Here is a 13,681-nt window from a genome sequence, read left to right on the forward strand (position 1 = left end):
TCACTTGCACGAATGTACAAGTATCTCGGGAGTCGGGAGACGAGCGTGCCGGTGGTTGCCGGTGGCCGGCTCAGAGGGGAGCGGGTGGCGGGGCCGGCTCGTGCTCGCCCGGGTGATGGACCCCGGGCAGATGCGGGGATCCGAGATCGTGCAGCAGCTCGTGGATCGTCCCGTCGGCCAGCTCGTACCGGACTTCGCGGCCGGCTCTACGTGCCCGGATCCAGCCGGCCTCCCGCAGCAGCGCGAGGGCGTGCGAGGTGGTCGACTCGTGTGCATCGATCGCGCTGGCGAGGTCCGAGCTGCGCACCCCGGGGTGGGCGTGCAGGCAGAACAGGATCCGCAGGCGCCGCGGGTCCGAGAGCAGGGCCATGCGGTCTGCGAGCTCCTCCACCCCGTCGGCCTGCGCGAGCAGGTCCCGCAGCTCGGCCACCAGTGCCTGGTCGGTGACCTCCTCGGCGGAGGCGCGCACGTGCAGGGGCCGGTCTCGATCCATGGAATCACCGTAGCCGGGGAGCGCGGCTCATCGGCCCCCGCCGCTCATCTGTGCGGCTCTTCCCGCGCGCCGTCCCTAGACTGGCCCGCATGACATCGTCGTCTTCCTGATCCGCTATGAGGTGAGCGTGATGATCGACCTGCTCTGGGGCATCGGTGGGATGGCCGGGCTGCTGCTCATCGCCGTCGCGCTGTCCAGCGATCGCGGGGCGATCCGGCCGCGCACCGTGATCGGCGCGTTCGCGATCCAGCTCGGCCTGGGGGTGATCGTCCTGTACTGGGGACCGGGCCAGTGGGTGCTCGAGAAGGCCTCCGCCGGTTTCCAGGCCGTCATCGACACCTCGAGCGAGGGCATCTCCTTCCTGTTCGGGCCGCTGCTGCCGAAGGAGGGCGAGGGCAGCATCTTCGCGCTCCAGGTGCTGCCGGTCATCGTCTTCTTCGCCTCGCTGACCGCAGTGCTCTACCACTGGAAGATCCTGCCGAAGGTGGTCCAGTGGCTCGGCGGGGCGCTGGGCAAGGCCCTCGGCACCAGCTACGGCGAGTCCGTCAACGCCGCCGCGAACATCTTCGTGGGCCAGACCGAGGCGCCGCTGGTGATCCGCCCCTACGTCAAGGGCCTGTCCCGCTCCGGCCTGTTCGCGGTGATGGTGGGCGGCCTCTCCACCGTCGCCGGCTCCGTGCTGGTGGGCTACTCACTGCTGGGCGCACCGCTGGAGTACCTCATCGCCGCGAGCTTCATGGCGGCGCCGGGGGCGCTGCTGATGGCCAAGATCCTGGTGCCGGAGAACGACCCGGACGCCGTCGCGCGGGAGGCCGAGCTCGTCACGGCCCACAGCCGCGGACGCTCCGCGCGGTCGGCCGACGGGGCAGGGACCGGCGCCGCGACCGCCACCACCGCCGACGGGGAGAGCGCGCCGGAGAACCCCGCCCCGGACCGCGACGCCCCGGACCGCGACGCCCCGGACCGTGACACCCCGGACCGCGATGCCACGGACCGCGACACCCCGGACCGCGACGAGGAGGAGACGGACACCGGTTACGCGAACGTCATCGACGCCGCCGCCGGCGGTGCGGCCGACGGGCTCAGGCTGGCTCTGAACGTCGGCGCGATGCTGCTCGCCTTCATCTCGCTGATCGCTCTGATCAACCTGCTGATCGGGCTCGTCGGCGGCTGGTTCGGCGCCGGCGATCTGACCTTCGAGCAGATCCTGGGCTGGCTGTTCGCCCCGATCATGGCGATGATCGGGGTGCCCTGGGACGAGGCCGTCGCCGCCGGCAGCTTCGTGGGCCAGAAGGTGGTCGTCAACGAGTTCGTGGCCTTCTCCGACTTCGCCCCGCAGATCGACAGCTTCAGCCCGAAGACCGCCGCCATCACGAGCTTCGCGCTGACCGGCTTCGCGAACCTCAGCTCCCTGGGGATCCTGCTGGGCGGGCTCGGCGGCATCGCCCCGAGCGGCGTTCCGAGATCGCGCAGCTGGGGCTGAAGGCGATCCTCGCCGGCACCCTCGCGAACCTCATGAGCGCCACCATCGCCGGGATCATGATCGGCTGACCGCGGATGCCTGACCCGTCACGCAGGAAGGACTGAGGCCGCTGAGGCTGGAATCGCAGATCCGGGCGCGGCTGCTCGAGCGCGTCGGTCGCGGTAGGCAGGGTGCACGCGTACCGTCATCCCCCATGGGATCCGTCCTGCCGTCGACCCTGCCGAGCTGCTCCGTCGTCGTCCCGGTGCGGGACGACGCCCGCGAGCTCGAGGGCCTGCTGGCGGCCCTCAGGAGGCAGTCGCGGGCTCCGCTGGAGATCATCGTGGTCGACAACGGATCCCGGGACGACAGTGCGGAGGTGGCGCGGGCGGGAGGCTGCCGGGTCGTCGTGGAGGCGGAGCCCGGGATCCCGGCGGCCGCCGCGGCGGGATACGACGCCGCTCGGGGCGAGGTGATCCTGAGATGCGATGCGGACAGCCGACCCGCGCCCGGCTGGGTCGCCGCCCACCAGGACGCGCACGCCCGGCACGGCGCATCCAGTGTGATCGTCACGGGCCCGGCCCATTTCCGGATGCCCTGCCCGTTCGGGGCGGTGCTGGCGGCTCTCTATCTGGGCACGTACATGCTGACGATGAGTGCCGCCCTGGGGCATCTGCCCGCCTTCGGCACCACCATGTCCATGCGGAGGTCCTGGTGGTCCCGGGTGAGCGGGGGCGTCTCCCGCCGCTGCGACGTGCACGACGACATGGATCTGTCCTTCCAGGTCGGGCCCACCGAGCAGGTGCGGCTGTCCCTTGCGGCGCGGGTGGGGATGTCTCCGCGCGCTCTGCGGTTCCGTCGGGACGGCCGGTTGCGCTGGCAGCGGGCGATCAGCACCCTGCGGCGCAACTGGCGCCGACAGCGGCCCTGGGAGCGCTGGGCGGCGCGGCTCGCGCCGGCGACGGTCTCGCGACGGTGGCGGCGGGCGAACGGGGGCGCGGCGTGAGCGGTCCGGCGCCGCGTCGCGTCGTCCGGCTGCTCGCGCTGCTTCTGATGCGGTGGTCGGGGCTGGGCCTCGCCCTCGGGTTCGCCGCGTTCCAGATGTGGGTGGAGGTCGCGGTGGCGATGCTGGTCGCACTCGCCCAGGTGGTGGCCTGGCGCCACCGCCTGCCGATCTGCTGGGAGGCCGCGGTCTCGGCGGCCTGCATGATCGCCGCCGTGAGCTCGTTCCTCCTGCTCTTCGAGCGGTTCCCCTGGTGGGATATCCCGGTGCACGTCACCGTGACCGGGGTGCTGGCGGTCCTGGTCGCGCACGTGGTCCGCCGCGGGGTGCCCTCGCCCCGGGCCATCGTCGTGACCGGGGCCGTGCTGGCGGTGGTGTGGGAGCTGATGGAGTCCGCGGGGGCGCGCTGGGTGGACTCCTCCATCTATGTGGCACCGGCGGATACCGCGCTCGACATCGCCGCGGGCGTCACCGGCGCCGCGGCGGCGGCGCTGCTGTGGCATCGCACCGGTCGTGCCGAGCGACGACGCGCGCGGCCCGCCCGGTGAGCAGCTCCGCGCCTGCGCCCATCAGCGCATCAGCGCGATCACGATCAGCAGCTGGGTGAGCAGGAACCCCGTCACCAGGTTCAGCCACAGGAAGCGCCGCCAGCCGCGGTTCGCCTGTTCGGCCCGGTCGTCGCTGAGCGCGCGGAACGGCCAGATGCTCACGATGTAGGGCAGAGTCAGCAGCCCGGCGAGGGCGGCCGGCCACCCGGTCAGCAGCATCACCGCCCCGGCGGCGGCGTAGAGGACCAGCGACAGCCGCACCGTGCGCGCCGCACCGATCACCGTGGCGATCGAGCCGATTCCGGCGTCCCGGTCGGGCTGGACGTCCTGGACTGCGCCGAAGGCGTGCGAGGCCATCCCCCATAGGAAGAACGCCACCAGCGCCGCCGCTGCGGTCAGCCCCAGCGGGGCTCCGGCGAGGGCCAGCCCGAACGCGGCCGGGCCCATGAAGTGGGTGGAGGAGGTCACCGAGTCCAGCACCGGGCGCTCCTTGAGCCGCAGCCCCGGGGCGGAGTACCCGACCACGGCCGCGAGCACCACCAGCAGCACCAGTGCCGAGACCGCGCTGCCCATCGCCAGCAGCGCCACCGCGAAGGGCAGCGTCGTCAGCGCGGCCGACCACAGCGTGAGGCGGTGCATGCGCCGGTCCAGCACGATGCCCTCGACCCCGCCCTTGCGGGGATTGCGCAGATCGGATTCGTGGTCGAAGACGTCGTTGACCCCGTACATCAGCAGGTTGTACGGGACGAGGAAGAACAGCGTGCCCACCACCAGGGCGGCATCGACGCCGCCCCGGCCAGCAGGTAGGCGGCGGCGAAGGGATAGGCGGTGTTGACCCAGCTCAGCGGGCGCGAGGTGCCCAGCAGCTGGGCCGCCGCACGGGGTGCAGTGCTCACAGCGGTCATTCTTCCTCCTGCGGGGTCAGCAGCAGCCACAGCGAGGGCAGCAGCAGCCCGGCGGCCAGCGGCCAGGCCAGGTCCTCCAGCGGTGCCAGGCCGATCCTGATGCCCAGCAGGTCGCTCTCGGCGAAGCGGAACAGGTCCGCAGCGATCATCACCGTGTCGAACACGACGGTGAGCACCAGCAGCACCGCGATCGTCACCGCGGTGGTCAGCCACCAGCGGCGTCCGGGACGGCGCAGCACCGCGGCGAGCAGCAGCACCACGAGGGGCACCAGCAGGAACAGTCCGGCCAGGGCGGCGTAGCTCATCGTGCCTCCTCCCGGATGACGGAGCTCGTCCGGCGGCGGGCCCGCCTCAGCAGCAGGTCCACCAGCCCCCACAGCACCAGGGCGTGGTAGCTGAGGAAGGTGATGAACACCAGCTCCTCGAGGGGGAGCTCGCGGCCCAGCAGGATCCCGGTCATCCACGGGCTCGCCCCCATCCGGTAGTGGCCGGCGGCGATCGCGGCGAGGTCCCAGAGCAGGAACAGCCCGATCCCCGCCGCCAGCACGATCACCGCGCGCCGGGGCGCGCGCCACAGCACCAGGCGGAAGCGCCGATCCAGCAGGCCCATGCACACCAGCGGGATCAGCAGCGCGAGGAGGTACACCAGCGAGGTCATGCCTCCGCTCCGCTCTGGGCGGGGCGCGCCGATTCAGAGGCAGGCTCCGGCAGCGGGGAGGCGGAGTGGTCGCCGCGCAGTCGCTTGGCGACCAGCTCAGCGCTGATCAGACACATCGGCAGGCCGATCCCCGGGATCGTGCTGGAGCCCGCGTAGAGCAGGGAGTCGACCTTCCGCGAGGTGTTCCCGGCGCGCAGGAACGCGCTCTGGCGCAGGGTGTGCGCCGGGCCGAGCATGCCGCCCTTCCAGGTGCGCAGATCGGTGGCGAACTCCTCCGGGCCGACGGTGCGGCGCACCACCACTCGCTCGGCCAGGTCAGGGATCCCTGCCCAGGCGGCGATCTGTGCGAGGGCCTCGTCGGCGATCGCCTCGACCTCCGCCGATCCCGTCCCGTCGACCCCGCCGTGCCCCAGGCCGGGCTCGGCCGGCATCGGGACCAGCACGAACAGGTTCTCCTGCCCGGACGGGGCGACCGAGGGATCGGTCGCCGAGGGCCGGCACACGTAGAGCGAGGCCGGGGAGGGGACGCGCCCCTGGCGGATCGCCCCGAAGTTCTCGCCCCAGTCCCGGGTGAAGAACAGGCTGTGGTGGGCCAGCTGCGGCAGCGGCCCCTCCACCCCCAGCATGAGCAGCACGGCGCCCGGGCCGGAGGTGGCCCGCTCCCACCAGCGCTGCGGGTAGGTCTGCAGCGCCGGGGGCAGCATCGTGGTCTCCACGTGGTGGAGATCGGCGGTCGCGACGACCACGTCGGCGGGCAGCTCGTGCACGGTCCCGTCGGCCTCCTGGATCTCGACGCCGACCGCCCGGGGGCGGCGCCGGCCCGGCTGCGGGGTGGTGAGGATCCGCGTGGCGCGGGTGCCGGTGCGCAGGTGCACGCCCTCGCGCTCGGCGAGCCGGGCGATCACCTCGATCAGCCGGGCGAACCCGCCCTGGGGGTAGAGCACCCCACCGGTGAGGTCCATGGCGCTCATCAGGTGGTACATGCTCGGAGTGCGATCGGGGGAGGAGCCCAGGAACACGGCCGGGTAGCCGAGGATCTGGCGCAGCCGCGGGTCCTGGAACCGGCGGCCCACGAAGCGCTCGAGCGGCTCGAGGAGCAGCTGCAGCAGCTGCGGAGCCCGGGCGATCAGCGGCGCGGTCAGCAGCTCGCGGCGGCGGGTGAACGAGGAGTAGAGGAAGTGCTCCAGCGCCATCTCGTAGGTGTGCTGGGCGGAGTCGAGGTACTGGTCCAGGGCTCGCCCGGCGCCCGGCTCGATCGCCTCGAAGGCGGTCGCGTTCTTGGCCACGGAGGCGTGGACGTCCACCGGCTCCTGGTGGTCCTCGAAGAACACCCGGTAGCCGGGGTCCAGCCCCGCGAGGTCCAGCTGCTCGGCGGCGGAGGTGCCGAGCAGGCGGAAGAAGTGGTCGAACACCTCGGGCATCAGGTACCAGGAGGGGCCGGTGTCGAAGCGGAATCCGTCCTGCTCCCAGCTGCCGGCCCGGCCGCCGAGCTGCTCGCGCGCCTCGACCAGCTCCACCCGGCAGCCGTCGTGGGCCAGCAGCGCGGCGGTGGCGAGGCCGGAGATCCCGCCGCCGATCACCACGGCGGTCCGGACCGGGGCGCTCGAGCCCTGGGCCGTCGGGGTGGGGCGGGCGCTCATCGGCGGGCCCCGAGCACGGCACGGGCCATGATCACTGCTTTCTCGTGGTCGGGGACCCGCACCCGGGAGCGGCGGATCTGCTGGGCCGGGGTGGCGCGCAGCCGGCGCGAGAGAGCGCCGTAGAAGCCGTGGGCGGCGGCCACAGCGCGGCGGCTGGAGACGGGCAGGTGCGGTATCGCCGTCGCCGCATGGGCGAGGTCGGCATCGATGTCGTCGAGCAGGCGGTCGCGCTCGAGATCGCCGAAGTCCTCGACGTCCAGGCCCGGGAAGTAGGTGCGGCCCAGCTCGTCGTGGTCCTCGGCGAGGTCGCGCAGGAAGTTCACCTTCTGGAAGGCGGCGCCGAGGGCGCTCGCCGCCGGGGCGAGCCGCGCACAGGCGGCGTCGTCCCCGTCCAGGAAGACGCGCAGGCACATCAGCCCCACCACCTCGGCGGAGCCGTGCACGTACTCCGCCAGGCTCGCGTCGTCGTGCGCGGAGACGTCGAGGTCCGCGCGCATGGAGGCGAAGAAGGGGTCGATGAGGGCGGGGCCGATGCCGCAGCGTCGCGCGGTGAGGGCGAAGGCCTGCACCACGAGGTTGGTGGACCGGGCACCGGCGACGGCGCGCGCCGTCTCGGCGGCGAGGTCGTCCAGCAGCCGGGACCGCTCGGCGGCGGGGAACGTCGGGTCGGGGTCGTCGACCGTCTCGTCGGCGATGCGGACCAGGGCATAGATGCTGCGCACGTGGGTGCGCACCGGCTCGTCGAGCAGCCGGGTCGCCCAGCCGAAGGACGTGGAGTAGCCGGCGATCACGCAGCCGGCGCTGCGCTGGGCGACCCGGTCGTAGCGGGTGGTCGCGGCGTGTGCCGCGCTGCGCGCCGTCACCGGGCCCTCCCCGCCGTCGCCGGCGCCGTGCGCGTCGTGGCCGCGGCCCCGCGGCGGTGGGGCAGGACCCACTGCGCGGCGGCGGCGAGGGCGATCACGGCGGCGGCGACCCCGGCCGCGATCGCGACGGCAGGGGCGTGGGGCTCGTCCGTCGCGCGGCCGACGGCGATCCAGGCCAGCCCCCAGATCATCGCCAGCGGCGCGGCGACCGGGCGGCGACCGGCGACGGTCAGCGCGACACCGATCACCGCCACCACCGCGAGCACCGCTACGGCCAGCAGCGAGGGGACGCCGAAGCCCGAGAACCCGGCGCCCGTGAGTGCGGCGGCGATGTTCGCACAGGTCGCGACGCTGACCCAGCCGAGGTACAGCCCGAAGGTGCCGTCCACGACGATCCGCTCGAGCCCGCCGCCGGGCGGCACGGCCGTGAGGCGGCGGAAGAGATCCGCGAGAACCGCCAGCAGCAGCACGATCACCACCACGCTGAGCGCGACCCAGCCGGCCTGGATGGTGAGGATCCATGCGGCGTTCAGCAGCAGCGAGGCGATCGCCTGCGGGGCGATGCGGCGTGCATCGCGCCGGTCCCACCACTGCCACAGCGTGAAGGCACCGAGGCCGACATAGATGACCGACCAGATCATGAAGGCCGAACCGGCGGGGGCGAGGTGGGTGGCGTCGGCGGCGAGCAGACCACCGGCGGCCTCGTCGATCGGATCACCGCCGAAGGCGCCGACGCCGATCGCGGTGCCGACCATCGCCAGCAGGAAGCTCACGCTCACGGCGAGATGACGGACGAGGGGACGGGAGGAGCGGGTCATGCGGTCCCTCCGGGAGCATCGGGGTCGTCGGGCGAGCGGGAGACGCCGGACGTCGTGGCGGCGTCGTGGGGAGTCGGCCGGTCCCGGCCGTAGCCGGGCGCGGCGGTCTCCGCGGCGCGAGCGATGTTGCGCTGCATGCCGCCGAAGACGATCCCATGGAAGGGCCAGACGGCCCACCAGTAGAGGTCCCCGAGCAGCCCGCGGGGATGGTAGATCGCGCGCTGGTGGAGGATCGCGCGCCTGTCGTCGGTGGGTTCCACCGCCAGCTCGAGCCAGGCCTGTCCGGGCAGCCGCATCTCGGCGCGCAGGCGCAGCAGGCGACCGTCCTCGATGCGCTCGACCCGCCACCAGTCCAGCGCGTCGCCGACGACGAGCCGGTCGGGGTGGCGGCGGCCGCGCCGCAGCCCGGGCCCGCCGACGAAGCGGTCCATCAGCCCGCGCGCGATCCAGCCCAGGCGCCAGGAGTACCAGCCGCGCCGGCCGCCGATGCCCTCGATCACGTCCCACAGGGTCTCGGCGGAGGCGTCGACGCGGCGCTCGCGCTGGTCGCCGCGCACGATCCCGCCGGACCAGTCCGGATCCTCGGGCAGTGGGGCGGACGGCGCTCCGGCGGGTGTCGCGGAGTGCCAGGCGGTCGCGACGTCGAGCTCGCGGATGCGGGTCAGAGCCAGCTCGATCGCGCGATCCACCCCGGTCAGGCCTCCCTCGGGGGCGGGCACGAGATCGCGCAGATCGTGCTCTGCGGCCACGGACTCGTGGATGAGCGACTCGACCAGCGGGCGGGCGATCCCGGTGGGCACCGGGGTGACCAGACCGATCCAATGGCTGGCCAGGCGCGGGGTCAGCACCGGTACCGTCCGGATGGGCCGTCGGGGGAGGCCCGCGGCGCGGGCGTAGGCGTGCAGCAGCTCGGCGAAGGTCAGCACGTCCGGGCCGCCGACGTCGAAGGTGCGGTTCGGGGCGCCCTCGAGCCGGGCCGCCGCGACGAGATAGTGGAGCACGTCGCGCACGGCAGTCGGCTGGATCCGGTTGCGCACCCACTGCGGGGCGATCATCACCGGGAGCCGCTCGGCGAGGTGGCGCATGATCTCGAAGGAGGCGCTGCCGGAGCCGAGGATCACCGCCGCTCGCAGCACCACGGCAGGGACCGGGCCGGCCAGCATGATGTCCCCGACCTCCTTGCGGGAGGCCATGTGCGCCGAGAGCTCCACGCCCTCGGGGTGGATGCCGCCGAGGTAGACGATCCGCCGCACGTCGGCGCGCGCCGCGGCGTCGGCGAAGGACTGCGCGCCCTGCCGGTCGCGCTCGGCGAAGCTGCGGCCCCCGCCCATGGCGTGGATCAGGTAGTAGGCGACGTCGATCCCCTCGAGCGCGGCATCCAGGCTCGCCGGGTCTCCCACGTCGGCCTCGACCACCTCGACCTGGTCCCGCCAGGGACGGTCCTCGAGCCGGTCGGCGTGGCGCGCCATGGCGCGCACCCGCAGCCCGGCCTCCAGCAGGGCGGGGACCAGGCGGCCGCCGATGTAGCCGCTGGCACCGGTGACCAGGACCAGCGGGGCGTCGTCAGGGCGGGAAGCGGGACTGCTCATGCGGGGAGTCCTTGTTCTGAGCGGCGTTCTGCGCGGCGCCGGGCCGGCGCCGCGTCGGTGGGAACGGTCGTGGGCAGCGTGAGGTCCGCTGCACGGAGGATCTTCGCGGTCGCGAGGTCGAGCGAGACGGCGAGGTCCGGCGGCAGGTCGTGGCGCGCCGCCGCCTCCGCCGCGCTGGTCACGTGCCAGCGGGCGAGGTCCTCGACCCAGGCGCGCGAGCCGCCGGAGGTCAGCAGGTCCCTCGCCCGGCGGGCGTCCGCCTCGCCGAGGTCCTCGCGCCCCAGCAGCGGCTGCAGCGCGGACCAGGCATCGGTGGTCGAGGCGTGGGCGATGAGGGCGGTGCGCTTGCCCTCGCGCAGGTCGCCGAGTGCGCTCTTGCCGGTGCGGCTCTCGTCGCCGAACACGCCGAGCAGATCGTCGAACAGCTGGAAGCCGATGCCGAGCAGGCTGCCGATCTCGTCGAGGGCGGCGAGCACCTCGGGGGAGGCGTCGGCCAGGATCGCGCCGGCCCGCAGCGGCAGCTGGAAGGAGTACAGGGCGGTCTTCAGCTCGGCGACGGCGAGCGCCTCCCGCAGCACCACGGAGCCGTGCGCGGGCCCCAGCTGGAGGCGCACGTCGGCGAGCTCCCCGGCGGCTGTGGCGTGCAGGGTGCTCTCGAACAGGTCCAGCAGACGCTCGGTGACGGCGCTGGGGGCCTCGCAGCGGGCGATGGCCCGCATCGCCGCGATCAGCCCCAGGTCGCCGGCGAGGATGCCGGCCGCGTCGCCCAGCCGCTGCGCGTCGGCGGGGCCGGCGCCACGGCGTCGGGCGTCGGCGGCGATCCCTCCGGACAGGCTCGGCACACCGCGTCGGACCTGGTCGCCGTCGATCACGTCGTCCTGCACGACCAGGGCGGTGTGCAGCAGCTCGAGCGCCGCGGCCACCTGGACCGCGGCGGGCTCGCGAGTGCCTCCGAGCGCCCGGTGGGTGGACAGCAACAGGTTCGGGCGGAACCGCTTCCCGCCGTCGTTGGCCCGGGAGAAGGCCTCCCACAGATCGTGATGGTCGGGCAGGGGCAGGGCTCCGGGTCGGTGCGCACCGAGGGTCAGCAGACGCCGGATCTCGCCCTCGACGGCATGCAGGTGAGCGGCGGTCATGGAGTCCCCGCCGGGAACTGCTCGAGGACTCCGGTCAGCTGCGGGACCTGGGAGGCCGTCCATGGGCTGAGTATCCACGGTGAGAGCTCCACGAGCGAGGCCAGTTCGGCGGGGGAGACCCAGCGCAGGTCCATGACCTCCTCGGGGTTCGGCTCGGGCTCGCTCTCGGCAGCCGTGACGAAGACCGGGCAGATCTCGTTCTCGAGGATGCCGGAGGCGTCCACGGCGCGGTAGCGGAAATCGGGGAGCGCCTCCTGCGGGGCGGCCACGGCCATCCCCAGTTCGTGCCGGGCATGGCGGGTGATCGCCTCGGCGGACGTCTCGCCCTGCCGGGGGTGGCCGCAGAAGGAGTTGGTCCACACCCCGGGCCAGGTGCGCTTGGTCAGCGCGCGTCGGGTGAGCAGCACGCGACCGTCCTCACGCACCGCGTAGCAGGAGAAGGCCAGGTGGAGCGGGGTGTGTGGTGAGTGGACGGTGGAGCGCGGAGCCAGCCCGCGGGGGGACCCGTCGGCGTCCATGAGGATGACGTGGTCCTCCACGGCAGGCTGGGAAGGACGGGTGTCGGTCATGAGCACTCCTGGATGATCGTTAGCCTGTCTATGCAAATGGACTGTAGCATCCCGGCATGACCCAGCACACACGGCGTGAGGACGAGACCGAGGCGCAGCCGTACTGGTACGGCGATGCCGATTGCGCCGTCGAACTGCTCGCCGCGACCCGCCGCTTCCGCAGCGCGGACCACGAGATGCGCCGACGCATGAGCGCCGGCATGGACATGAACACGACGGACCTCGCGGCGCTGAGATGCGTCATCGCCCATGAGCTGGCCGACGACCCCATCACCCCGCTGCGGCTCGCTCAGCAGCTGGAGATCTCCGGCGCCTCCACGTCGAAGCTGCTCGACCGGCTCACGGCCTCCGGGCACCTCGAGCGAGCACCCCATCCCCATGACGGGCGCTCCCGGATCGTGGTGGCCACCGACCATGCGCACTCCCAGGTCAGGGAGCGGCTCAGCGGTATGCACGAGCAGATGCTCGAGATCGCCCGGGCTGTGCCCGCATCGGCCCGGCAAGCGGCGATCGACTTCCTGCTCGCGATGGCCGACCACCTCGAGACCGAGGCGCCGCCCCGGCAGCTCACCCCGCCCGAGGAATGAGGAGGGGCCCGCGGGAGCTGGGATACTGGAGCCCGCGGGCGAGAGCGTCCCGTCGTGAGCGGAGACCTCGGCGAGTGACCCCATCGCGACCCGAGGCGATCGTCGGGAAGAGACCCTGGAGGAGAACTCGATGGCGTTGATCCGCTGGGCCGAGCGCGGCACCGAGCACATCGCACGCTGGCACTCGGAGAACGGCGCCCCGCCGCCGACTCGGCTGGAGGCTGTGGGTGACGATCTCACCGCGGATACGGCACTGCGCCGTTTGCGCTCCGGGACCACGCTCCTGTGGCGGGGCGACTACCCAGGCGCCCGCCAGCTGCTGGCCGCCATCGGGCGCCGGATCGACCGACGCAGCCCGCCTCCCAGCAACGACATCGCGCAGCTCTTCAGGGACCATCGAGCGCAGCGGGCACAACGGGCCAGGCTGCTGGGCGGCGTCGTGGTGCTCCTCGACCCCGGTCACCACCTCGCCCTGCGCCGCGCTCCCGACGTCGCCGAGGCCTGCCGGGAGGCCTACGGGGACAGCCAGGAGCCGATGCTCGTCTCGCTCCCCGAGCTGCTCGGCGTGCTCAGCGCCCACCAGTGGCAGCTGAAGGGGGTGCCGATCCCTGCGCTCGGTGAACGCATCCATGCCCGATACGGGGTGTTCTCGCCGGTGCGCTCGGAATACGTGGACCTCGTCGCCGAGGCCCCGTTGCCGGAGGTGGACGGGGGTGCGGAGGTTTTCGATCTTGGCACCGGTACCGGCGTACTGGCCGCGGTCCTCGCCCGCCGCGGAGCGGCGCACGTGGCCGCCACGGACCTGAACCCCCGCGCCGTGGCGTGCGCGAGGGAGAACCTCCAGCGCCTGGGCCTGCAGGACCGGGTCACCGTCAACGAGGCCGACCTCTTCCCGCCCGGACGCGCCGACCTGGTGGTCTGCAACCCGCCCTGGCTGCCGGGCACGGCCACCTCGGCCCTGGAGCTGGGCGTCTACGACGAGTCCTCGAGCATGCTGCGCGGCCTCCTCGAAGGACTCGGAGACCATCTGCGCCCCGGTGGAGAGTGCTGGCTGATCCTCTCCGACCTCGCCGAGCATCTGCAGCTGCGCAGCCGGGACGAGCTGCGGCGCATGATCCGGGACGCCGGCCTCGAGGTCATCGACACCCTGTCCACAGCGCCCCGCCACCCCCGCGCGAAGGACCCTGCCGACCTCCTTCATGCCGCTCGGTCCCAGGAGGCGACCATGCTCTGGCGCCTGCGCCCGGCGGGCAGCCGGCCCTCCGCACGACGCTCCGGCGCCAGCGCGGCGACTACCGCCGAGTAGCCGTTGGCTGACCTCGACAGACGCCCGAAAAACACGGTGTGGTCGAGGCCACTCGCGAAAGGGGCGTTCTGGCTTGACGGGGGTGTGCGGGGCCCGTAATGTTT

At 73.1% G+C, this 13,681-nt stretch carries 13 protein-coding genes and 2 pseudogenes; 5 read left to right on the top strand and 10 right to left on the bottom strand.

All coding sequences use genetic code 11. The annotated features are described in order from the left end of the window. Positions 1 to 70: 70 nt before the first annotated feature. Positions 71 to 493 (bottom strand): ArsR/SmtB family transcription factor, encoded by a 423-nt coding sequence (locus CFK39_RS10165; RefSeq protein ID WP_089065361.1) that lies wholly within the window; start codon positions 491 to 493, stop codon positions 71 to 73. Positions 494 to 623: 130 nt separating this feature from the next. On the opposite strand from CFK39_RS10165, the pseudogene CFK39_RS10170 reads away from it, so the two are divergent. The 3 genes and pseudogenes from CFK39_RS10170 (at position 624) to CFK39_RS10180 (ending at position 3,506) form a co-directional block, all read left to right on the top strand. Beyond that, positions 624 to 2,044 (top strand): annotated as a pseudogene (locus CFK39_RS10170) (NupC/NupG family nucleoside CNT transporter). Positions 2,045 to 2,169: 125 nt separating this feature from the next. Then, on the top strand, positions 2,170 to 2,961 hold the full coding sequence (locus CFK39_RS10175; protein WP_089065362.1) for a glycosyltransferase family 2 protein: 792 nt from the start codon (positions 2,170 to 2,172) through the stop codon (positions 2,959 to 2,961). Next, positions 2,958 to 3,506, top strand: coding sequence for a hypothetical protein (locus CFK39_RS10180; RefSeq protein WP_157697132.1), 549 nt, complete (start codon positions 2,958 to 2,960; stop codon positions 3,504 to 3,506). Before CFK39_RS10175 ends, CFK39_RS10180 begins: the two co-directional genes overlap by 4 nt. Before the next feature lie 21 nt (positions 3,507 to 3,527). On the opposite strand, the pseudogene CFK39_RS10185 reads toward CFK39_RS10180, so the two are convergent. The 9 genes and pseudogenes from CFK39_RS10185 to idi all read right to left on the bottom strand — a co-directional run bounded on the left by CFK39_RS10185 (position 3,528) and on the right by idi (position 11,684). Further along, positions 3,528 to 4,411 (bottom strand): annotated as a pseudogene (locus CFK39_RS10185) (prenyltransferase). Then, positions 4,408 to 4,716: a lycopene cyclase domain-containing protein gene (locus CFK39_RS10190; protein WP_089066390.1), complete on the bottom strand. Its 309-nt coding sequence runs from the start codon at positions 4,714 to 4,716 to the stop codon at positions 4,408 to 4,410. Before CFK39_RS10190 ends, CFK39_RS10185 begins: the two are co-directional and overlap by 4 nt. Next, a complete protein-coding gene (locus tag CFK39_RS10195) occupies positions 4,713 to 5,069 on the bottom strand; it encodes a lycopene cyclase domain-containing protein (RefSeq protein ID WP_157697133.1) in 357 nt (118 codons plus the stop codon). The genes CFK39_RS10190 and CFK39_RS10195 overlap by 4 nt, the downstream gene beginning before the upstream one ends. After that, on the bottom strand, positions 5,066 to 6,709 hold the full coding sequence (gene crtI / locus CFK39_RS10200) for a phytoene desaturase family protein (RefSeq protein ID WP_089065363.1): 1,644 nt from the start codon (positions 6,707 to 6,709) through the stop codon (positions 5,066 to 5,068). Before crtI ends, CFK39_RS10195 begins: the two co-directional genes overlap by 4 nt. After that, positions 6,706 to 7,572 carry a phytoene/squalene synthase family protein gene (locus tag CFK39_RS10205; protein ID WP_089066391.1) on the bottom strand — a complete coding sequence of 289 codons (867 nt, stop codon included), beginning with the start codon at positions 7,570 to 7,572 and terminating at the stop codon, positions 6,706 to 6,708. Before CFK39_RS10205 ends, crtI begins: the two co-directional genes overlap by 4 nt. Then, the gene (locus tag CFK39_RS10210) at positions 7,569 to 8,390 is read right to left on the bottom strand and encodes a tryptophan-rich sensory protein (protein WP_245822473.1); all 822 of its coding nucleotides are present in this window, start codon (positions 8,388 to 8,390) and stop codon (positions 7,569 to 7,571) included. The genes CFK39_RS10205 and CFK39_RS10210 overlap by 4 nt, the downstream gene beginning before the upstream one ends. Continuing rightward, on the bottom strand, positions 8,387 to 9,979 hold the full coding sequence (locus CFK39_RS10215; RefSeq protein ID WP_089065364.1) for an SDR family oxidoreductase: 1,593 nt from the start codon (positions 9,977 to 9,979) through the stop codon (positions 8,387 to 8,389). The genes CFK39_RS10210 and CFK39_RS10215 overlap by 4 nt, the downstream gene beginning before the upstream one ends. Next, positions 9,976 to 11,115, bottom strand: a complete 1,140-nt coding sequence (locus CFK39_RS10220) for a polyprenyl synthetase family protein (RefSeq protein WP_089065365.1) — start codon at positions 11,113 to 11,115, stop codon at positions 9,976 to 9,978. The genes CFK39_RS10215 and CFK39_RS10220 overlap by 4 nt, the downstream gene beginning before the upstream one ends. Beyond that, positions 11,112 to 11,684 (bottom strand): isopentenyl-diphosphate Delta-isomerase, encoded by a 573-nt coding sequence (gene idi / locus CFK39_RS10225; RefSeq protein ID WP_089065366.1) that lies wholly within the window; start codon positions 11,682 to 11,684, stop codon positions 11,112 to 11,114. The genes CFK39_RS10220 and idi overlap by 4 nt, the downstream gene beginning before the upstream one ends. A 56-nt stretch (positions 11,685 to 11,740) precedes the next feature. On the opposite strand from idi, the gene CFK39_RS10230 reads away from it, so the two are divergent. Then, the gene (locus tag CFK39_RS10230) at positions 11,741 to 12,271 is read left to right on the top strand and encodes a MarR family winged helix-turn-helix transcriptional regulator (protein WP_089065367.1); all 531 of its coding nucleotides are present in this window, start codon (positions 11,741 to 11,743) and stop codon (positions 12,269 to 12,271) included. Positions 12,272 to 12,401: 130 nt separating this feature from the next. Further along, entirely contained in the window at positions 12,402 to 13,577 is a 1,176-nt protein-coding gene (locus CFK39_RS10235; RefSeq protein WP_089065368.1) for a N5-glutamine methyltransferase family protein, read from the top strand. Positions 13,578 to 13,681: the final 104 nt, after the last annotated feature.

Origin of the sequence: Brachybacterium avium (genome assembly GCF_002216795.1) — a bacterium.
Classification (GTDB): Bacteria; Actinomycetota; Actinomycetes; order Actinomycetales; family Dermabacteraceae; genus Brachybacterium; species Brachybacterium avium.

Coding starts and splice junctions, on each gene's coding strand:
- CFK39_RS10165 (WP_089065361.1), bottom strand. CDS start 493: ATGGATCGAGACCGGCCCCTGCACGTGCGCGCCTCCGCCGAGGAGGTC.
- CFK39_RS10175 (WP_089065362.1), top strand. CDS start 2,170: ATGGGATCCGTCCTGCCGTCGACCCTGCCGAGCTGCTCCGTCGTCGTC.
- CFK39_RS10190 (WP_089066390.1), bottom strand. CDS start 4,716: ATGAGCTACGCCGCCCTGGCCGGACTGTTCCTGCTGGTGCCCCTCGTG.
- CFK39_RS10195 (WP_157697133.1), bottom strand. CDS start 5,069: ATGACCTCGCTGGTGTACCTCCTCGCGCTGCTGATCCCGCTGGTGTGC.
- crtI (WP_089065363.1), bottom strand. CDS start 6,709: ATGAGCGCCCGCCCCACCCCGACGGCCCAGGGCTCGAGCGCCCCGGTC.
- CFK39_RS10210 (WP_245822473.1), bottom strand. CDS start 8,390: ATGACCCGCTCCTCCCGTCCCCTCGTCCGTCATCTCGCCGTGAGCGTG.
- CFK39_RS10215 (WP_089065364.1), bottom strand. CDS start 9,979: ATGAGCAGTCCCGCTTCCCGCCCTGACGACGCCCCGCTGGTCCTGGTC.
- CFK39_RS10220 (WP_089065365.1), bottom strand. CDS start 11,115: ATGACCGCCGCTCACCTGCATGCCGTCGAGGGCGAGATCCGGCGTCTG.
- idi (WP_089065366.1), bottom strand. CDS start 11,684: ATGACCGACACCCGTCCTTCCCAGCCTGCCGTGGAGGACCACGTCATC.
- CFK39_RS10230 (WP_089065367.1), top strand. CDS start 11,741: ATGACCCAGCACACACGGCGTGAGGACGAGACCGAGGCGCAGCCGTAC.
- CFK39_RS10235 (WP_089065368.1), top strand. CDS start 12,402: ATGGCGTTGATCCGCTGGGCCGAGCGCGGCACCGAGCACATCGCACGC.